The 19,117-nt window shown below is 55.3% G+C and carries 22 protein-coding genes; 8 read left to right on the top strand and 14 right to left on the bottom strand.

Annotated features, from left to right (window positions below; all coding sequences use genetic code 11):
* Positions 1-3: 3 nt before the first annotated feature.
* The 3 genes from N9C89_RS01905 to N9C89_RS01895 are packed head-to-tail and all read right to left on the bottom strand — an operon-like array spanning position 4 to position 2,326.
* A complete protein-coding gene (locus tag N9C89_RS01905; protein WP_263952138.1) occupies positions 4-753 on the bottom strand; it encodes a lysophospholipid acyltransferase family protein in 750 nt (249 codons plus the stop codon).
* Positions 753-1,658 carry a cell division protein FtsX gene (locus N9C89_RS01900; RefSeq protein ID WP_263952137.1) on the bottom strand — a complete coding sequence of 302 codons (906 nt, stop codon included), beginning with the start codon at positions 1,656-1,658 and terminating at the stop codon, positions 753-755. Before N9C89_RS01900 ends, N9C89_RS01905 begins: the two co-directional genes overlap by 1 nt.
* Positions 1,655-2,326, bottom strand: a complete 672-nt coding sequence (locus N9C89_RS01895) for a cell division ATP-binding protein FtsE (RefSeq protein WP_263952136.1) — start codon at positions 2,324-2,326, stop codon at positions 1,655-1,657. The genes N9C89_RS01900 and N9C89_RS01895 overlap by 4 nt, the downstream gene beginning before the upstream one ends.
* Positions 2,327-2,489: 163 nt before the next feature.
* Here N9C89_RS01895 and N9C89_RS01890 point away from each other — a divergent pair, with 163 nt between their 5' ends.
* Positions 2,490-3,527 (top strand): zinc-ribbon domain-containing protein, encoded by a 1,038-nt coding sequence (locus tag N9C89_RS01890; RefSeq protein ID WP_263952135.1) that lies wholly within the window; start codon positions 2,490-2,492, stop codon positions 3,525-3,527.
* A 19-nt stretch (positions 3,528-3,546) separates the two neighbouring features.
* Here N9C89_RS01890 and N9C89_RS01885 read toward each other — a convergent pair whose 3' ends face one another.
* The 5 genes from N9C89_RS01885 to argH form a co-directional block, all read right to left on the bottom strand.
* Entirely contained in the window at positions 3,547-6,141 is a 2,595-nt protein-coding gene (locus tag N9C89_RS01885; RefSeq protein WP_263952134.1) for a DUF4175 domain-containing protein, read from the bottom strand.
* Positions 6,142-6,211: 70 nt separating this feature from the next.
* Entirely contained in the window at positions 6,212-7,477 is a 1,266-nt protein-coding gene (gene lysA, locus N9C89_RS01880; protein WP_263952133.1) for a diaminopimelate decarboxylase, read from the bottom strand.
* 106 nt (positions 7,478-7,583) lie between these two features.
* Positions 7,584-7,808 carry a hypothetical protein gene (locus N9C89_RS01875; RefSeq protein ID WP_263952131.1) on the bottom strand — a complete coding sequence of 75 codons (225 nt, stop codon included), beginning with the start codon at positions 7,806-7,808 and terminating at the stop codon, positions 7,584-7,586.
* A 33-nt stretch (positions 7,809-7,841) separates the two neighbouring features.
* Positions 7,842-7,991, bottom strand: coding sequence for a hypothetical protein (locus tag N9C89_RS01870; RefSeq protein WP_263952130.1), 150 nt, complete (start codon positions 7,989-7,991; stop codon positions 7,842-7,844).
* A gap of 14 nt (positions 7,992-8,005) precedes the next feature.
* Positions 8,006-9,409 carry an argininosuccinate lyase gene (argH, locus tag N9C89_RS01865; protein WP_263952129.1) on the bottom strand — a complete coding sequence of 468 codons (1,404 nt, stop codon included), beginning with the start codon at positions 9,407-9,409 and terminating at the stop codon, positions 8,006-8,008.
* Between the two features lie 26 nt (positions 9,410-9,435).
* Here argH and N9C89_RS01860 point away from each other — a divergent pair, with 26 nt between their 5' ends.
* Positions 9,436-9,981 (top strand): TlpA disulfide reductase family protein, encoded by a 546-nt coding sequence (locus N9C89_RS01860; protein ID WP_263952127.1) that lies wholly within the window; start codon positions 9,436-9,438, stop codon positions 9,979-9,981.
* On the opposite strand, the gene N9C89_RS01855 is transcribed toward N9C89_RS01860, so the two are convergent.
* Positions 9,982-10,557, bottom strand: coding sequence for a DNA-3-methyladenine glycosylase I (locus N9C89_RS01855; protein WP_263952126.1), 576 nt, complete (start codon positions 10,555-10,557; stop codon positions 9,982-9,984). It abuts the gene before it with no gap.
* A 105-nt stretch (positions 10,558-10,662) separates the two neighbouring features.
* Here N9C89_RS01855 and N9C89_RS01850 point away from each other — a divergent pair, with 105 nt between their 5' ends.
* The 3 genes from N9C89_RS01850 (at position 10,663) to N9C89_RS01840 (ending at position 13,616) form a co-directional block, all read left to right on the top strand.
* A complete protein-coding gene (locus N9C89_RS01850; RefSeq protein ID WP_263952125.1) occupies positions 10,663-11,502 on the top strand; it encodes an EAL domain-containing protein in 840 nt (279 codons plus the stop codon).
* Between the two features lie 145 nt (positions 11,503-11,647).
* Entirely contained in the window at positions 11,648-12,823 is a 1,176-nt protein-coding gene (locus tag N9C89_RS01845) for an acetyl-CoA C-acetyltransferase (protein ID WP_263952124.1), read from the top strand.
* Between the two features lie 70 nt (positions 12,824-12,893).
* The gene (locus tag N9C89_RS01840) at positions 12,894-13,616 is read left to right on the top strand and encodes a beta-ketoacyl-ACP reductase (RefSeq protein ID WP_263952123.1); all 723 of its coding nucleotides are present in this window, start codon (positions 12,894-12,896) and stop codon (positions 13,614-13,616) included.
* A 46-nt stretch (positions 13,617-13,662) separates the two neighbouring features.
* Here the strand turns inward: N9C89_RS01840 and N9C89_RS01835 are convergent, their stop codons facing one another.
* Positions 13,663-13,806 (bottom strand): hypothetical protein, encoded by a 144-nt coding sequence (locus N9C89_RS01835; RefSeq protein WP_263952122.1) that lies wholly within the window; start codon positions 13,804-13,806, stop codon positions 13,663-13,665.
* A gap of 106 nt (positions 13,807-13,912) precedes the next feature.
* Between N9C89_RS01835 and gcvA the strand changes: the two genes are divergently transcribed.
* Together gcvA and N9C89_RS01825 are read left to right on the top strand one after the other, a co-directional pair.
* Positions 13,913-14,857 carry a transcriptional regulator GcvA gene (gene gcvA, locus N9C89_RS01830; RefSeq protein ID WP_263952121.1) on the top strand — a complete coding sequence of 315 codons (945 nt, stop codon included), beginning with the start codon at positions 13,913-13,915 and terminating at the stop codon, positions 14,855-14,857.
* Complete coding sequence (locus N9C89_RS01825; RefSeq protein WP_263952120.1) at positions 14,854-15,714, top strand: DMT family transporter; 861 nt, start codon at positions 14,854-14,856, stop codon at positions 15,712-15,714. The genes gcvA and N9C89_RS01825 overlap by 4 nt, the downstream gene beginning before the upstream one ends.
* An 11-nt stretch (positions 15,715-15,725) precedes the next feature.
* On the opposite strand, the gene N9C89_RS01820 is transcribed toward N9C89_RS01825, so the two are convergent.
* The 3 genes from N9C89_RS01820 to N9C89_RS01810 all read right to left on the bottom strand — a co-directional run bounded on the left by N9C89_RS01820 (position 15,726) and on the right by N9C89_RS01810 (position 17,005).
* A complete protein-coding gene (locus N9C89_RS01820; RefSeq protein WP_263952119.1) occupies positions 15,726-15,893 on the bottom strand; it encodes a YdcH family protein in 168 nt (55 codons plus the stop codon).
* Positions 15,894-16,031: 138 nt separating this feature from the next.
* Positions 16,032-16,787 carry a tRNA1(Val) (adenine(37)-N6)-methyltransferase gene (locus N9C89_RS01815; protein ID WP_263952118.1) on the bottom strand — a complete coding sequence of 252 codons (756 nt, stop codon included), beginning with the start codon at positions 16,785-16,787 and terminating at the stop codon, positions 16,032-16,034.
* The gene (locus N9C89_RS01810) at positions 16,787-17,005 is read right to left on the bottom strand and encodes a DUF2007 domain-containing protein (RefSeq protein WP_263952117.1); all 219 of its coding nucleotides are present in this window, start codon (positions 17,003-17,005) and stop codon (positions 16,787-16,789) included. The genes N9C89_RS01815 and N9C89_RS01810 overlap by 1 nt, the downstream gene beginning before the upstream one ends.
* Positions 17,006-17,060: 55 nt before the next feature.
* Between N9C89_RS01810 and N9C89_RS01805 the strand changes: the two genes are divergently transcribed.
* Positions 17,061-18,059, top strand: a complete 999-nt coding sequence (locus N9C89_RS01805) for a polyprenyl synthetase family protein (RefSeq protein ID WP_263952116.1) — start codon at positions 17,061-17,063, stop codon at positions 18,057-18,059.
* On the opposite strand, the gene N9C89_RS01800 is transcribed toward N9C89_RS01805, so the two are convergent.
* Entirely contained in the window at positions 18,056-19,117 is a 1,062-nt protein-coding gene (locus tag N9C89_RS01800) for an NAD(P)/FAD-dependent oxidoreductase (RefSeq protein ID WP_263952115.1), read from the bottom strand. The genes N9C89_RS01805 and N9C89_RS01800 overlap by 4 nt on opposite strands.

Here is a 19,117-nt window from a genome sequence, read left to right as displayed (position 1 = left end):
GCGCTATGCCTTACCTTGGCCCGCAGCAACGTCAAAGCCCGCTTCCTTCATGAGCGCGTTAGACGCCGGTTCAATTGCGGTTTCAAGTTTTGCCATAAAGGATTTCGTATCAAGGCCAGGCTCGATCCGTGGCAAAAACTCGACAACAGCAGTACCCGGTTTGCGGTAAATTCCTCGGCGGGGCCAGAACACGCCCACGTTTGCAGCAGCGGGCACACAAGGCTGACCCGTTTGGTTATAAAGCACGCCGACACCAACCTTGTACGGCAAACTTGCACCAGGCGCGACGCGTGTACCTTGCGGATAGATAATCAACTGGCCAGCTTGCTGCACACCTGATTTCACATCTTCGACCATCTGCTTGATCGCCGCGCCTCGCTGTCCGCGGTTTACCGGAACGCAACCAATCCGCATCCCATACCACCCCAAAATAGGCGCGTATTTCAAAATGGCCTTCATGATGAATTTCGGGCGCGGAACGACCGACACGATCATGATGATATCAAGGAAACTCTGGTGTTTTGCCGCGATCAGAACTTCGTCTTGTGGTATCTCTCCGCGGATTTCGGTTTTCAGACCTATCATCCACGACGCGCTCCAGCGCACGTATCTACAATAGGTATGCACCGCTTTAAACGCATACTCGCGATTAAAAATAGCAAGCGGCGTAAAGAAAATCGCCAGCACAAGCATCATCAGATACATCTGGCCACTAAACACAAGAGACCGCACCCATTGAATGGCATACCGCATTACGTAAGTCCTTTTAAAACGCGCAACGCCGCAAAGCGCGTGGCTGCATAGGCAACAAACCCTGCGAGGAACGGAACCGCAAGCGGTAAGAGCCAATTCCAGCCGACAAAACTCAACCCCGTCAGAAAGCCGCCCGCTTCTTCCGTGTTTGGCAGGAACAGCAGCGCAATGGTCGCCAGAACCGCGCCAAGCACACCTCCGGCGAAGGCGCGAAAGGTAAAGCGCCGAACAAAAGCACGGGCGATAAAGATGTCACGCGCCCCGACAAGGCGCAGAACGCCTATTATTTGTGCATTCGCCGCGAGAGCCGAATTTGCCGCCAGCGTGATCATGGCCGCCGTTGCGCCCGCGATGATCACAATAGACACAAGTCCAAGCGTTTGGAGACGAGACGCCGCGGCAACAAGGGGGCGCCGCCAGCGGGTGTGATCATCAAAAATCGCGCCAGGGACTTCAGCCGCGAGACGCAGCTTGAGCCCCTCAGCATCCAGACCTTGCTCATCCTCGACGACCTCTATCAATTGTGGGATCGGCAAAGTTTCGACAGGAAGATCCGGCCCGAACCATGGCGTTAACAGCGCCATTTGCTCTTCGGCTTCAAAGGCGCGCGCCTCGGCAACACCTGGTGTGGTTTCCAACACGCGAAGGGCGGCTTGGGTTTGCGCGGCCACCTGATCAGCAGGCGCAGAAATTCGCACCGTTGCCGTTCGTGCAAGCTCGCCAGCCCAATGATCTGCAAGGCGGTCTGTGGCCACAGAAAGAGCGATCGCAAAGACCGCAAGGAAGCTCATAGCCGCTGCGGTAAAGACCGTAAGATTGGCGGTATATCCAGAGGGCGGCACAACGCTGTGAGACGCGCGATCACCATCGAACAGCGCCCGAATACGGGAAAGAAATGCGTTCACAGGTCTGCTCCCGCCAGTTGGAGTTTGTGGTTAGAAATCCGCAAAACTCTTGAATTTACTTGATTTTTGGCCGCGCGAATGAGGTTGAGATCATGGGTGGCGATCATAATCGTCTTGCCCATCTTGTTAAGCTCGACAAGCAAACGCAACAGGCGCTGCGACATCTCCCAATCAACGTTCCCTGTGGGCTCGTCTGCAAGAATGATGTCTGGCGCCATAATCACCGCCCGTGCCAATGCCGCGCGCTGACGCTCCCCGCCCGAAAGCTGCGGCGGCAAGCTATCAGCATGACCATCAAGCCCCACCCATGCCAACAGATCACGAAGGTCATCAGGATTCACTTCACGCCCTGTCGCGGTGAGTGGCAAACAGACATTTGCCGTCAGCGGCAGGTGATCAAGGAATTTACACTCCTGATGAACCACCCCAATACGACTTCGGGTCTTGGCGATCTCGTCGCGCGAAAGCGTGGTTACGTCTTTACCAAAGACATTAACCTGCCCCGCGGTGGCCTGTAATTCCATGTAGCACAGTTTGAGAAAAGTCGTTTTCCCCGCGCCCGAAGGACCAGTCAGAAAGTGGAACGAACCCGGAGAGAGTTTGAGCGACAAGCCAGACAACAGGTCTCTTCCGCCATAGTTGTAGGCCGCATTTTTAAGCTCGATCACTGCGAATTCCCTATCGATTAAACTGCCACAGTTTTGCCTAAGGTGGTGAAAGGATTCAATGGCTCGCGGCAAAACCTTTGTTTTTTCTTGTGTGGGTGTTAATAGTTACCGCAAGAGTAGAAAAACAAGCGCGGTCAATGCGCTCCACAGGAAAGATGATGCTATGCGTCTGGTTTGCCCCAATTGCGAAGCACAATACGAGGTCGAAGCGCGGTTAATCCCTGACGAGGGCCGCGATGTTCAGTGCTCTAGCTGTGGCGATACATGGTTCCAGAAATCACAAGCAATGCTGGACGAAGAGGCCGCCGAAGCACAGGCCGATACTACAGAAATTGCTGAAGACTCTCCTGCTGAAGCACACGAGAATATTGCGGAGATTGACGGCATCATTGAAGACGAGCCTGCGGACGCCGCCGAAGATGATGCAACAGCGGATATTGACGAATCCTTCTTTGATAAAAGCCCTTCGAACGCCGAAGAAACGGCCCTCGAAGACGACGAAGTTGCAAATTTCTACGAAGAAGTTGAGGAAGAAGAGCCAACAGAGCCCGAAGAGGAGGCCTCCGCATCTGCCGAGCTTGAGCGTCCCGAACTCGACGCGGCTGTTCTTGATGTTCTGCGTCAGGAAGCGGAGCTTGAAACCCGCGCACGCGAAGAAGAAGGCACGGCAAACCTCGATATTCAGACAGACATGGGCCTTGAGGAGCAAGAAGCTCCCGCAGAGCGCGACGTTGCCGAAGCCATCGCCAGTTTGCCAGAAATAGAAGCCGCAGAGCCCGCAGATGATGTCGCGGCTTCCCGAAGTGGGCTGCTTCCGGACATTGACGAGATCAACTCAACGTTGCGCGCGGAATCCGATCGCAAGACAACCGAAACCGCAGACAGCGATGAAGAAGCCGCGAACCGCAGTGGGTTTAATTATGGGTTCAGCATTGTGATCATGTTGGTCGGTATCCTGTTCGGCGTCTATGTTCTCGCGCCGCAGCTTGGCCAGAGCGTTCCTGCAATTGACGGCACTCTCAAAGTTTACGTCCGCACGGTTGATGCCGGACGTGTGCAGCTTGATCAGGCTATGGAAGCGGTCATTCGCAAGTTGAAAGAAGAGCCAGAAGTCACGCTCGGCGCAGAGCCAGAGGCCGATAGCTCAACCGAGAATACTGAAGCAACAGAAAGCTCTGACGCCGCCCCTGCAAGCGAATAAGTTTCAGCGGAGCATCGCTTTAGAAATCATCCAACAAACGCTCTAAGTAATCCCGCTCGATCTGTGGGCGTGACTGATCTTGGTACCTGCGCTGGATTTCGTCCATGAGATCGCGCGCACGTTCGTAGGCATCTGGATCATTGGCGAACTCACCATCACTCCCGACCCCACCACGCGTTCCAGGCGTGCGCCCAAGCGGATCACCAGAGTTGTTCCCTTCGTTCTGAGCAGAGCGTCCGGCCTGCCCATTTTGAGACCCTTGCCCATTTTCCGCGCGGGCTTCACCCAATTCGCGTAGACCGTCACGAAGCGCATCAATCGCTTCGGCTTGACGGTTTAGAGCGCCGGGGATGTTCGACTCTCCGAGCGCATCGCCAGCTTCATCCATCGCGCGCTCTGCTCTTCGCATGGCATCCTCGACCGTATCGTTACCACTGCCTGCGCCACCGCTTTGTTGATCGCGCAGTGCATCTGTCAACGCACGTTGCCGGTCTTCGAGCGATCCTCCACCTTGTCCACGGTCATCGCCCTCACCGCCGCCACCGTCTCGTGAACCGGCCTCGCCGTCATCAGAGTCTCCGCCTTCGGAACGCGACTCTCCGCCACCATCTCCCGGCGCTTGGCCTTGCTGCTCGGATTGGCCCTGCTGCTGACCGTTCGGGTTGGATGGGTTGTAGGATTCCTGCAATTCTCGGAAAGCCTCGTCAGAAAGTTCCTGCTGTTCGCGCAATGTATCTTCGAGTGCATCCATGGCACGGTCGCTTGGAGTCTGGCCGCGTCCTTCGCCTTGGCCCTGCGCGATTTGCATGTTCTCCATCATCTCCAGCAACATATCGAGGAGCTGCTGCGCCTCTGCCATGCGGCCCTCTTCCATGAGCGCCTCGATCTGCTCCAGTAGGGCATCTATCTCGTCTTGGGTGACTTCCTGGCCTTGATCGTTCTGCGCAGTCTGCTGATCTTCGGCATTTGGAGCATTCTCCGCCAACTGGCGCATGTAATCGTCCATCGCGTCGCGAAGTTCCTCCATCAACTCGGCGATCTCTTCCTCGCCCGCGCCGCGTTCCATTGCTTCGGATAGCCGCTGCCGCGCACGTTCAAGGCGCGCCTTGGCATCATCTAATCCACCTTCCTCAAGGCGAAGGGCAACATCCCAAAGCGCACTAGCAATACTCTCCTGCTCGGCCTCATCAAGCCCATCCGCATTTGCGGTTTCAAGCTCGGCCAGCGCCGCCTTGAGCATCAAAAAACCGCTGCTATCAACGTCCATTTCTTCTGGAAGGTTGCTCACGGCGCGCAAAACCTGCGCTACCATCGGCCCGTTGACTCGCGCCCAAAGCAAATCGCGGCGCAACTCTGCAACCGCGCTCGCAAGTGGATTGAAAAACGTTCGCTTCGGCAGGCTCATGGCAACGAATTCTTGGCCAAGCTGACCAAGGCCGTCCTCAACTGAATACGCCAGCCGAACCGGAAGCCCCGCCCACGGGTGCGCTGCGAAGTCTTCGGCAAAAACATCTTCGAAGTCGTCGCGCCAACGCGTCAACGGCATCGGTAGATCATAGGTTTCAATCTCGAACGGATCCGGCTCAACCATGCGCCCATAGCGCCGATCCACAGCCGCGAGATCAAGCTCGACATCAACGCTTCCGCGCAGAACGCCAAAGTCGTCTATCCCGTGAAACGTTTGGGCGAGTTCACCATCAAGTGTGGTTTCTGCGGTTTCCGGCAGAATGATAATTGGCGTCTGATCGGGCAACATTGTGATGTCCCATCGCGCTGGAAAATCGCCGTAGACCTCTAGCAAACCGGACCGGCTGACAACGAAATCGCTATTTTCCGTCGCACCATCCTGTCCGGTTTCATCAAGCGAATGGGTGATGCGAACCCCACCGTCCTGATCATAAAGACGCAATTGGATAAGGCTCCCCTGCGCCACTTCGAGCGCTTCTTCTCCGATAAGGTCGTTAAGATAGAGATTGGGAAGCCCTGTGTAGCGCGGCGGCTGTATCCACCCCTCCCACTTCGCGCCGGATGCGATTGGCCCTGACACCATTGCACCGCGCGTTACAGGAACCGTGGTCAAGTTTCCGAATGATCCGAAAAACACAGCAACCGCAAACACAAGGACAGCAATGAGGCGCAACGCGTATGGGTCTTTATCCGCCAATCGAAGATCGGGGAGCGGCACGCGGGCCTGCCTTGCAACTATCGACATGCGCGCAAGGTGGGTTTGCCAAACGGCTTTGGACGCAGGATCATCGGCACCAATTGTTTGACTATCAGTCAGAGCGGCGAGTGGCCTACCTTGTAAAGTTTCATCAAGCCGATCTAGTGCGGCGCGGCGGCTTGGCGGTTTGAATGCCCTAACACCGACCACCAACAAGATGAGGCCAAGCAAAGCAACGATACCAGCGCCAATCAAAAACACCGTTTCCGGTAACATCGCCGAAACGCCGAGCAATCCAAGCCCCGTCACCAATAGAACGAGCGACACCAAAGGCCAAAACGCCTGCAGCAATGCATCGGCGCACATTCCAACCCACGTCCAGCGCAGCCGCCAACGCAGGGCTTTCAGAACGGAATGTTGCGCGCGTTTGGGCGCATGGGATTGTTTCAAAACCAATCGCTCCCGCAATAACTTCGTGGCCCGAAATCATGCGGCATCGCGCCTAAATTCCGCGAATAGCCTAGAGCCACTCCGGAACTGTATCGCGCGCAATCATTTCTTGGAAGGTCGGGCGGGACCGAATGACAGCGAATTGATCGCCCGAGACGAGCACCTCTGGGATCAGGGGGCGCGAATTATACTCGCTCGCCATTACAGCGCCATAGGCCCCCGCCGAGCGAAACGCGACAACGTCACCTGCCTCTAGCACGGGCATGTTACGCCCTTTCGCGAAGGTATCACCGCTTTCGCAGACTGGGCCGACAATATCATAAGGCTGCTGTTCTGCTCCTGCTGCTGGCTCCTTCAGCGGGATAATATCATGGTGCGCGGAATACATAGACGGGCGCACGAGATCATTCATCGCACCGTCAATAATCAGGAAATCACGGTCCTCGCCAGATTTCACATAAATCACCGAGCTCACCATAATCCCCGCATTGCCAGAGATAAGCCGCCCGGGTTCGATCTCGATCTCACAGCCCAAATCACCGAGGGTGCGCTTGATCAGTTCACCGTATTCAATTGGCAGCGGCGGCGCTTCGTTCGAGCGCTCGTAAGGAATGCCTAGCCCACCCCCAAGATCAAGTCGCGTGATTTCATGATCATCCGCGCGCAATACTTCCGTCAACTCACGCACCTTTTGATAGGCCAGTTCGAATGGCTCAAGCTCCACAAGCTGCGAGCCGATATGAACATCAATGCCCATGATTTTCAGCCCCTTCAGCGAAGCTGCCAGCGCATAGACTTCCCGCGCTCGTGAAATCGGAATGCCGAACTTGTTTTCGCTTTTACCGGTGGCGATTTTTTCATGGGTCTTGGCGTCGACATCAGGGTTGATACGGATCGCAATCGGCGCGACGGTTCCAAGAGAAAGCGCCACCTCGTTCAGCGCCAACATCTCTGGCTCGCTCTCGACGTTGAACTGACGGATGCCGCCCGTTAGCGCCGCACTCATTTCCTCGCGGGTTTTCCCAACACCGGAAAAAACAATCTTGTCTCCCGACACACCAGCGGCCCGAGCGCGCGCATATTCGCCGCCAGATACCACATCCATGCCAGCGCCAAGGCCCGCCAGGAGCTTCAACACCGCTTGGTTGGAGTTTGATTTCATCGCGAAACAGACGAGGTGGTCTGTGCCTTCGAGCGCTTCGTCAAACAGCTTGAAATGGCGCGTTAGCGTTGCGGCAGAATAGATATAGCAAGGTGTACCGACAGATTTGGCTATCTCGGATACCGGAACGTCTTCGGCGTAGAGCTCGCCGTTACGATAGAGAAAATGATCCATGTCGCGCCTTTCCTTTGCCTGCCCATACGATTGTATCATCGGGCCCTTGCGCCGCTCTTAGCAGAGTCGGCACGGAATTCAATTGAAACAAAGCAAAGAGAGCGTGTTAGAAGCCGATCGACAGGCCAAAATTCCCCGAAGAGATGCCGACACGTCCGCCCATACCGCCGGAACCGATATAAAGGTCACCGCCGACAACTGGCCGGTTCGCATCATAATAAGGATCAGGAATATAGGGGTCTTCAGGGTTTACCGGATAAGGATAGGGATCAGGCCGCGTGCAAGAGGCAAGCGCAGCAGCACAAAGCAGCACAACAATAGCCTGTTTCATCCTTGCTCCTTTCCCGCAACCGGCACGCGCCGTCTAGCGCATCACAACGCCAATTCGTGCCTCGCCCGAAATCGAAATCCCCGGTGGCGGGTTATCGTTGACCGACGGGGGTGGCGTAGGGCGACCGTCCACACCACAGGCAGACAGTGTTGCAGTCACAGCAAGAAAAGCAAGGATTCTCATCCGCTACCCTTTGTTTATGCGTCGCCGTTATCCAGCGTCGTGTTCCAACGTTCGATCTGCGCCCGCACGAGACTTGGTGCGGTGCCGCCATAGGATGTGCGGGACGCCACAGAATTGTGTACACCAAGCACGTTAAACACATCTTCGGTGATATGTTCGTGGACGGATTGCATATCAGATAGGGTCAGGTCCGGCAGATCGCAAGATTTGCTCTCGGCCAGGGCAACCAGTGTACCTGTCACGTGATGTGCATCACGGAAGGGCATATTCAGCTCACGCACCAGCCAATCCGCGAGGTCCGTCGCGGTGGAGAACCCTGTAGCGGCCGCAATCTCGAGGTTTTCGCGGTTCGCCGTCATATCGGCTACCATACCGGTCATAGCCGCAAGCGCGAGCATCAGGCTATCGGCGGCGTCAAAAACCTGCTCTTTGTCTTCCTGCATGTCCTTCGAATAGGTCAGCGGCAAGCCCTTCATCACAGTAAACAAACCAACCATCGCCCCGAGGATACGGCCAATTTTGGCGCGGATAAGTTCGGCGGCATCGGGGTTTTTCTTTTGCGGCATGATAGAGGAGCCGGTTGAGAAGCGATCCGACAAAGCCACAAACCGGAATTGCGCAGAGGACCAGATGACCAATTCCTCGGCAAAACGGCTGAGATGCATTGCGGTGATCGAGGAGGTCGCGAGGAATTCCAGTGCGAAGTCCCGATCCGCCACCGCATCAAGCGAGTTGGCGGCGGGGCGATCAAAGCCCAGCGCCTCTGCCGTCATGTGGCGATCAATCGGAAAGGACGTACCCGCAAGTGCTGCACTTCCAAGCGGGCTTTCATTCATCCGCTTCCGTGCATCGCGGAAACGGCTCAGATCGCGGCCGAACATCTCGACATAGGCCATCATGTGATGCCCCCATGTCACCGGCTGCGCCACCTGAAGGTGCGTAAATCCTGGCATGACCCAATCTGCGCCTGCTTCTGCCTGTTTCAATAGAGCACGGATAAGAGCTTCGAGGCCCTCGATTGCCGCATCAACCTGATCACGGACCCAAAGGCGGAAATCGGTCGCAACCTGATCGTTACGACTCCGACCCGTGTGTAAACGGCCCGCTGGCTCGCCAATGATTTCTTTCAAACGGCTTTCCACATTCATATGGATATCTTCGAGCGCGGTAGAAAACGGAAACTCTCCTGTCTCGATCTCTGACAAAACGGTGAGAAGGCCTTCCCTGATCGCTTCGGCATCGCTATCTGTGATGATGCCTGCGCTTGCCAGCATTGCGGCGTGGGCACGAGACCCCTCGATGTCTTGGGAAGCCATACGTTTATCAAATCCGATCGATGCGTTGATCGCTTCCATGATAGCGTCTGGTCCGGCAGCAAAACGGCCGCCCCACATTTGGTTCGAGGTCTTGTTTGTCATAATCCTTGGCCCTTTGGAGGGAAAACATGCGGTTACTTTGGTTAGCTTCCCTATACGCGGGCGCAGCCCTAAGCGCAAATGCTGCCTTGGCAAATATTGCGGACCTGCGCGAAGGTATGTTGGAAAAGCTCCAAATCCACGACGCCCCCATCGCCGCTTCGCAAGCTATCTACTTTGACCCCGACGATGGCGAACACACGCTCGCTGAGTATGAAGGGAAAATAGCCGTTGTGAATTTCTGGGCCACATGGTGCGCGCCATGCCGCGTAGAAATGCCAAGCCTTGATCACCTTCAGAAAGCCTTTGATCGCAGTGATCTTGAGGTTGTCACCATTGCAACCGGCCGCAACCGGCTTCCGATGATTGAAAAGTTCTTTGCCGAAGAAGGGTTAGAGGAACTACCGATCCTGCTCGATCCCAAAAGCGCACTTGCCAAAGATATGGGTGTTGAGGGTCTTCCAGTCACCGTCGTACTTGATCGCAACGGTCAGGAGATCGCGCGGCTGACAGGGGGCGCGGAATGGGATACCGAAAGCGCCCTTGCAATCTTTAACGCGCTGGTCGCGGAATAATTACGTCTGGGCAGATTTGCGAACTCTTTCGTAGCAAGGGCAGTCGGTCAGATGATCATTGACCATTCCAACAGCTTGCATGAACGCATAAACAATTGTCGGACCGCAAAATTTGAACCCGCGCTTCTTAAGGTCTTTGGATATCTCGGCTGAGAGCGGCGTAGATGCTGGGACTTCGGAAATCTCGTTAAATTTGTTCTGAATTGGCGTGCCGCCGACGTAATTCCAAAGGTAGGTGGAAAACCCCTGCTCGGCCTCGATCTCCTGCCATACGCGAGCGTTGGAGATGGTCGCTTCGATCTTGCCGCGATGACGAATGATGCCTTCGTTCTGTAACAGGCGCTCTACTTCAGGCGCACCCCACTGAGCGATCACATTTGGATCAAACCCTTGAAAAGCCTCTTGAAAATTCTCGCGCTTTTTGAGGATCGTGATCCAGCTTAACCCCGCCTGAAAGCCATCAAGGATGAGCTTTTCCCACAAAGCGCGGCTATCATAAACGGGCACCCCCCATTCCTCGTCATGGTAGGTAATGTAGATGTATTCGGAACCGACCCAATCGCAACGCTTTGTCATTTCACCCCCGCTTGCAGAAACAATTAAAATCTAGAACAAAATGAAAACATTCACCAGCTATTAAAGAAATGCATGCCAAAGTAGCGTTCCCCTACGGAGGCAAACATGATTTCAGACGAGTCAGGGTCAATTCGCAATATCGAAGACGGACTGGATAGCCCGTTTTCCGCAGCTATGGCAGAGCAAGAGCGGAACATTCTTGCGATGGTGCGCCGTGCCCTTGACCGCAAACAAACCGTGCTCGCCTATCAACCCGTCGTACAAGCAAACAACCCTGGCAAAGTTGCGTTTTACGAAGGGCTTGTCCGCGTTCTTGACGAAACTGGGCGCATTATTCCTGCCCATGAATTCATCGGCACTATCGAGAACACAGAGCTGGGCCGCATCATCGATTGCCTTGCGCTTGAAATGGGTCTTAAAGCCTTGGCGTCCGAACCGGGTTTACGCTTATCGATCAATATGTCGGCGCGCTCGATTGGTTATCAACGCTGGATGAAAACGCTCGAACAGGGGCTAGACGAAAATCCAACTGTCGGCGAACGTCTTATCCTTGAGATTACAGAAAGTTCGGCAATGCTCATGCCCGAGCTTGTCACCACCTTCATGGATGTCCTGCAAGCGCGCGGCATTGCCTTTGCGCTGGATGATTTCGGCGCGGGGTACACTGCCTTCCGCTACCTCAAAGAGTTCTTCTTCGACATCATCAAGATTGACGGACAGTTCATCCGAGGCATCGCCAACAACTCCGACAATCAGGTTATGACCAAAGCGCTCGTATCCATCGCCGAGCATTTCGAAATGTTCACAGTTGCCGAAAGCATAGAGAACAAAGAGGATTTGGCCTTCTTGCAATCCATCGGTGTAAATTGCCTTCAGGGCTACTATTTTGGCGCACCTACGATCAATCCGCCTTGGCAACGGGCAGAATCGCAAAATATCGCCTAATTTATCACCTTTCCCTTGCGTTAACCTGAGACACCCTGTCCATTGAGTAAGACGGGGATTTTCCATAGGATTCTCTCCAAGGAACGGGACGTGCCTGATTCCGATACGGCAGGTCCCTTTTTCAGATTCGGAAAAGGACTGTTTTATGACCAATGTCGTTATCGCCTCTGCAGCACGAACAGCAGTTGGCAGCTTTAGTGGATCTTTCGCAAACACCCCGGCTCATGACCTCGGCGCGACCGTGCTCTCAGCACTTGTTGAACGTGCCGGTATCGACAAAGCCGAAGTCTCCGAGACAATTCTCGGTCAGGTCCTAACGGCAGGTCAGGGTCAAAACCCCGCTCGCCAAGCCCACATCAACGCCGGGCTCCCCAAAGAAGCGGCCGCTTGGGGCCTTAACCAAGTTTGCGGCTCTGGTCTGCGCGCGGTTGCACTTGGGGCGCAACACATTCTTCTTGGTGATGCAGATATCGTCGCCGCTGGCGGTCAGGAAAACATGTCTCTGTCCCCTCACGTCGCGAACCTGCGTCCAGGTCAGAAAATGGGCGACATGAAGTTTATCGACAGCATGATCCGCGACGGTCTTTGGGATGCGTTCAACGGGTACCACATGGGCACGACGGCGGAAAATGTTGCCAAGCAGTGGGAAATCACACGCGAAATGCAGGACGAATTCGCCGTCGCAAGCCAGAATAAAGCCGAAGCCGCACAGAAAGCGGGCAAGTTTGTTGACGAGATCGTACCGTTCATCGTCAAGACACGCAAAGGCGAGATCACTGTGGACGCCGATGAATACATCCGCCACGGCGCGACCATCGAAGCCATGCAAAAACTGCGTCCTGCATTTGATCGCGAAGGCACGGTTACTGCCGCAAACGCGTCTGGCCTTAACGACGGCGCTGCTGGCGCATTGCTTATGACCGCAGAAAACGCCGAAAAGCGCGGCATCGAACCACTCGCCCGCATCGCAAGCTACGCAACCGCGGGTCTTGACCCATCGATCATGGGTATGGGTCCGGTGCACGCCAGCCGCAAAGCGCTTGAAAAGGCAGGCTGGAAAGCGAGCGACCTCGATCTTGTTGAAGCTAACGAGGCGTTTGCCGCTCAAGCTTGTGCCGTTAACAAAGACATGGGCTGGGATCCCGCAATCGTAAACGTCAATGGCGGCGCCATCGCAATTGGCCACCCGATTGGCGCATCCGGCGCACGTGTTCTCAACACTTTGTTGTTCGAAATGAAGCGCCGTGACGCCAAGAAAGGCCTTGCGACTCTTTGTATTGGCGGCGGCATGGGCGTTGCTCTTTGCGTCGAACGCGACTAAGAGTGAATTAGGGGCGCAACTAAATTGCGCCCCTACATAAAAATTAGAAATTAAATTTCAGGGAGACCACATGTCGAGAGTTGCACTAGTCACAGGCGGAAGCAGAGGCATAGGCGCTGCTATTGCCGTAGCACTCAAAGAGGCCGGATACACCGTTGCCGCCAATTACGCCGGAAACGACGAAGCGGCGGCCAAGTTCACCGAAGAAACCGGTATCAAAACATACAAATGGTCGGTTGCTGATTACGACGCCTGCGTTGAAGGCATTGCGAAGGTCGAAGCCGATCTTGGTCCGGTCGAAATTCTGGTGAACAACGCGGGCATCACCCGCGACGGCATGTTCCACAAAATGACCCGCGAACAGTGGCAGGAAGTGATCGACACAAACCTCTCTGGCGTCTTCAACATGACTCATCCGCTCTGGAACGGCATGCGCGACCGCAAATTTGGACGGATCATCAACATCAGCTCGATCAACGGCCAAAAAGGCCAGATGGGTCAGGCAAACTATTCTGCCGCCAAAGCGGGCGACCTTGGATTTACCAAAGCACTCGCGCAAGAAGGTGCGTTCAAGGGGATCACGGTTAACGCCATTTGCCCCGGTTATATCGCCACTGAAATGGTTATGGCCGTTCCGGAAAAGGTACGCGAAGCAATCATCTCGCAGATTCCGGTTGGTCGTTTGGGCGAAGCCAGCGAGATCGCGCGTTGCGTTGTTTTCCTCGCTTCGGATGACGCTGGCTTTGTGACCGGCTCGACCATCTCCGCGAACGGCGGCCAGTACTTTACCTAATCATCTTGGATGTATGACTGAGGGGCCGGAATCTCCGGCCCCTTTTTTATGCCGTAACGACCTTGCCGTTTTGGGCGGTTCGAGCGGCAAAACGCTGAAGCCCGAAGAATTTCCGAAACGCTTTGGCGCGCTCGACATGGGCTCTCTCAATGATCTCGCGGTGATGCGGGTCTGAGGTCACGATATACATGGCATCTCCTTTGGGTTTGTTTTCCTGTTGCAAACAAACATAGTCGGCCTGAAAAAACTGACAAACGAGACTTTTCATACCTTCAGTTAAGTTTTACTTATCTGAAATGTCTGACGCACTCCCGCCACTCACAGCCCTAAGAGCCTTTGAAGCGGCTGCGCGCCACATGAGCTTTGCACGCGCCGCCGATGAGCTTCACGTCACGCCTGCGGCCCTGAGCTTTCAGATCAAATCGCTGGAAGCTCATCTTGGCACACCAGTTTTTAAGCGCCTTAATCGCGCCGTTGAATTAACAGAAGCAGGCGCCGCACTTGCCCCGAGCCTTACGGATGGCTTTAGCCACCTGAACCACGCTTGGCGCACAGCGCGCAGACAGGCCGACCATAGTGTACTCATCATCACAGCAGGCCCCGCGTTCACCACAAAATGGCTCGCGCCGCGATTATACGGTTTTGTGCAAGCGGAGCCGGATATCGAACTCCGTTTTTCTGCAACGCTGCGTATGATGGACCTCGCGCGTGACGATGTTGATGCCGCTATTCGTTTCGGCCCTGGCGGCGACAAAGGTGTTTACTCGCGCACTCTAATCAACGAGTGGGTTACGCCGATGATGACACCCGCGCTTGCGGAACAGTATCGCACACCCCGCGACTTACTTGGCGCGACTTTGCTGCACCAAGATATTTATCCGTTCCGCAAAGATGGCCTGGCATGGAGCAGCTGGTTTGCCGCTCAGGGCTTGCCCGACCCACCAGAAAATGGCCCGCGCTTCGCCGATGCAGATCACGCCCACTCCGCTGCACTTGCCGGATCAGGTGTGGTTTTCGGACGCTACTCTCTTGCCGAACAGGCCATTCGTGACGGCCATCTTGTAGCGCCATTCCGGCTCGCAATTCGCACGAAGCACCGTTACCGCTACATTTGCCCGTTGGGTGCGGAAACACGCCCCCATCTCGCACGATTTGAGACTTGGCTGTTTAATGAGGTTAAGGAAATGCAACCATTCTCAGACAAACACGACTTCATCGACGAAGAAGACCTCGCAACATGACCAAAGCTACAGCAACCGCAATCGGCAGTATTGCCATTTTGCTTTGGGCGCTTCTGGCACTTTTTACCGTCGGAACAGCGCCGCTCCCTCCATTGCAAGTCAATGCAGTTGCCTTTGCGATTGGTGGCGCGCTCGGGTTGATCTGGATTGCGATGAATGGCGAATTTTCGGCTCTGCGCGGTATCAGTTGGAAAATCTATGCTTTCGGCACTGCTGGGCTGTTTGGTTACCACTTTCTTTACTTTTCAGCATTGCGCATGGCCCCTCCAGCAGAAGCAGGGTTAATCGCTTACCTTTGGCCTCTACTCATTGTTTTGTTTAGCGGGCTATTGCCAGGAGAAAACTTGCGCGCGATGCATCTGGTCGGCGCCGCCCTTGGCTTTACGGGCGCTGCGGTTTTGCTTGGGGGCGGGACAGGATTTGAAGCAGAGCATCTAACCGGCTACGCGCTTGCGCTTTGTTGCGCTGTGGTCTGGGCGAGCTATTCCGTGATTTCTCGGCGGTTAAGCGCAACGCCAACGGCCTCTGTCACTGTGTTTTGCCTACTGACCTCTGCGCTTTCATTCACTGCACATCTTGCCTTCGAAGAAACCATCTGGCCGGAAACGCCCCTCACTTGGCTCGCATTGATCGGACTTGGAATTGGCCCTGTTGGGATAGCTTTTTTCGTTTGGGATATCGGCATGAAAAAAGGCGACGTCCAATTGCTTGGCGTCGCCTCTTACGCTGCCCCGATCCTGTCGACACTGGCGCTTATTCTCGCTGGAATTGCTGCACCAAGCTGGTCGCTTGCGCTTGCATCTGCGCTGATCGCTGGCGGGGCTGCACTGGCGGCACGCGCCAGCGCAAAATCATAGTTTTGGGTTCGCTATTGAGCGGACAACCTGTTGATTTCTTCTTTCAACCGGAGTTTTTGCTTCTTCAGTTCCGCAACGACAAGGTCATCCGTCGAGGGGCTGCGCTGTGCGGCTTCGACGTCATGGGAGAGGTTTTCGTGTTTCCTCCGGAGCTCCTGCAAATGCGAACTCATGGTCATAGTCGTCCTCCTTTTTTGTTGAAATGCTACGCTCCTAGAGGAGCATAATTTTACATAATTGTCACGTTTCTCGTTACAAGTGTCGCTATTTTTCGCTTCCCTAACGGAACCCTCGGAATTCCCTTAATTTTCTGGAGTTCACGGAAAGTTTAACGCGGCCCCATCGCGGAGAATCGCTCTGATCTCTGGCAAGTAACTGTCTGCATCCTTAACGTGATCCCGCCCTTCATGAAGGTGAAGCGGAGCATGTAGTTTGAACTCTGCCCTGCCCCCTTTGCGCGCGCGCATCAATACGCGATGCGCCCCGCGCCCAACACGACCAGTCACAGGTAAGACTTCAATACTCCCAAGATGTTCCCGCGTTTCGGCGAGCAACTCGGGCAAGCGCTCCACATCCTGAACAACCGAAAGCACACCTTTAGGCCGAAGCCGCTTGGCCGCTGTTTCAATCCAAAGCCCAAGCGGCGCGTCTTCTGTAAATGCGGTTTCCTTGCCCGCGTCCCCAGATTTCTTGCGGCGCTTTTCAACGTAATAGGGAGGGTTTGCGATTACATGATGAAATTGCCGATCTCGCACACTGAGTGGCATCGCGCGCAGGTCAGCACAAACGATCTCTGCAACATGTCCGTTTGCTTCGGCATTCTTGCGCGCAAGGTCAGCGTAGTCCGCCTGTAGCTCAACGCCCGTCAGGTCAAGCCCGCTCACCCGAGCACCCAGACACAAAAGCGCGGTACCAACACCACACCCAAGCTCCAAGACGCTTTCGCCACTCGACGCCGGAACCGATGCGGCCAAAAGCACCGGATCCGCCCCTGCGCGATAGCCCACTTCGGGTTGCAAAATCTGGAGCTTCCCGCCGAGGAAGGCATCTTTTGTGACAGAGGCAAAGCCCATTAGTCTTGTCCGGTCGGAATTTCGTTATCTCGGATCACGGCACTTGCGCGGAAATGATCCTGATCGCGCACCATCAAGCGGCGCGGCAATATGCCAATGGACCCTTCGAGGATGCTTATATTTACGTCCATTTCAAAGCAGTCTATACCCTCCCCTTGAAGGAGCGCCTGCGCGAAGGCAATGACTGTCGGATCGTTTGTTCTAAGAAGCTCTTTCATATCGGGGATGTAAGACCCAAAGCATCCATTTGTCGAGGGGGATGACGAGAGCGTGATGGGATTGGACGAGGCCACAGTTAAGCCGCATGAACGGCTAAGTGCCGCGCTGGCAACAGAACTTTCGCAAGTAAATTCGCTCATCCGAACTCGGATGGCATCAGAACACGCGCCACGTATCCCAGAGGTAACGGCGCATCTTGTCGAAGCTGGAGGCAAGCGACTTCGCCCGATGCTGACGCTCGCTGCGGCACGGATCTGCGGCTATGACGGCCCCTATCACATCCACCTCGCGGCCACGGTTGAGTTCATCCACACAGCAACCCTTTTGCACGACGATGTCGTTGACGAAAGCGGACAGCGGCGCGGGCGGCCTACGGCGAACCTCTTATGGGACAATAAATCGTCAATCCTCGTCGGCGATTATCTCTTTTCCCGCAGCTTTCAGCTGATGGTCGAAACAGGGAGTCTTCGGGTTCTTGATATTCTCGCCAACGCTTCGGCCACCATCGCAGAAGGTGAAGTGCTACAGCTTACCGCGGCGCAAGATTTGCGTACCGATGAGGCAATTTACCTACAGGTCGTGCGCGGCAAAACCGCCGCGCTTTTTTCAGCGGCGACCGAAGTTGGCGGTGTTATTGCTGGCGCACCGGACCCCGTAACCAAAGCACTGTTTGATTATGGCGATTCACTCGGCATTTGCTTCCAGATCGTTGATGATTTGCTGGATTACTGGGGCAGCGACGCCACAGGCAAAAACATCGGCGATGATTTCCGCGAGCGCAAACTAACGCTTCCTGTGATCAAAGCCGTGGCCAAGGCAGACTCCGAGGAGCGTGCGTTCTGGGAGCGTACGATTGAAAAAGGTAATCAGCGTGACGGCGATCTTGAGCACGCGCTCGATCTTCTGGCAAAGCACGGCGCACTAGAGGCAACTCGAGCAGATGCACTCAACTGGGCCGCAAAAGCGAAATCCGCCCTTGAAGCACTTCCCAACGATCCGATCCGAGACATGCTTTCAGACATCGCGGATTACGTTGTGGCGCGGGTAAACTAGGCGGAAGCAGACGGAATACTACGCTCCGGCTTGAATTCGTCTGGGATGGCATCACGTCCCTCAAGGACCAATTCCGCCATGCATTGCGCAAGCTTGGGCGCCATTCCAAAGCCGATCTTGAAGCCACCATTCGCGATAAATTGCCCGTCGTGCCCCGGATAGCGCCCTACAATCGGCGCGCGCGTTTGGCTCCGCGGGCGCGCGCCCGCCCAACGCTCAATTACCGGCGCATTTGCTAAAACAGGAAACGTCTCGCGCGTTTTGGCGAGCAGGTCATCAAGCAGATCGTCGGTTTCGCCTGCGTCGTTAAAATCGCGTTCCGTGGTGGAACCGATTGCGGTTGTCCCATTGGCATGTGGAATGACGTGTATGCTGTTGGCGTAAAGCTGCGGCTTCCCCTCTATACTCAAGCCAAGCAGGGCCGCCTGCCCCTTTTCGCCCGCGCCAATGGGGGCATCAAACTCAGATGACAGCGCCTCTAACCCTGCCGCACCGGTGGCCCAGATCACGGTTTTGGCGTTCGCGGGTGGGGTGTCTTGCCCAAGGGTAATCTCACCACCAAGCTTCTGGATGGCGCTTGCGAGTGCACGGGTTGCGAGCCGCGGATGCATCCGAGCAGAGAGTGTATCGTGAACAAGCAGCCCAGTTTCACTCTTGGGCGCCCATTCCCCAAACTCAGCCGCAGAAACAACCCGCCACTCCGCTTTGCCGCGCCAATGGTCTTTGGCGAATTCGGCGCGTTCTTGGGCAAGCTCCAGCATCCGCTCTGTATTGATCGGTTGCAATCGCCCAATACGGCCATAGCCCGTGGCTTCGTTTGAAATTTCTTCAACCTCGCGCCAGAACGGCTCTGCCATAACAAGGCTCTCAAACTGAAACTGTTTCTTACTGTTCCACCGCTCAGGTGTATGTGGAGCCAGTGCGCCAACAAGTCCGCCGCTAGACCCTGCGCCAATATGATCTTTCTCAAGAACGCGCACCTTGGCGCCAGCCTTCGCACAAAGAAAAGCAATGGAGAGGCCAAAAGCGCCCGCGCCCATAATGGTAATTTCCGCCAT

The organism is Halocynthiibacter sp. SDUM655004 (assembly GCF_026015885.1).
GTDB classification, from domain to species: Bacteria; Pseudomonadota; Alphaproteobacteria; order Rhodobacterales; family Rhodobacteraceae; genus Falsihalocynthiibacter; species Falsihalocynthiibacter halioticoli.
The sequence above is the reverse complement of the archived record's forward strand: the minus strand, read 5'-3'. Positions and strand labels throughout refer to the sequence as shown.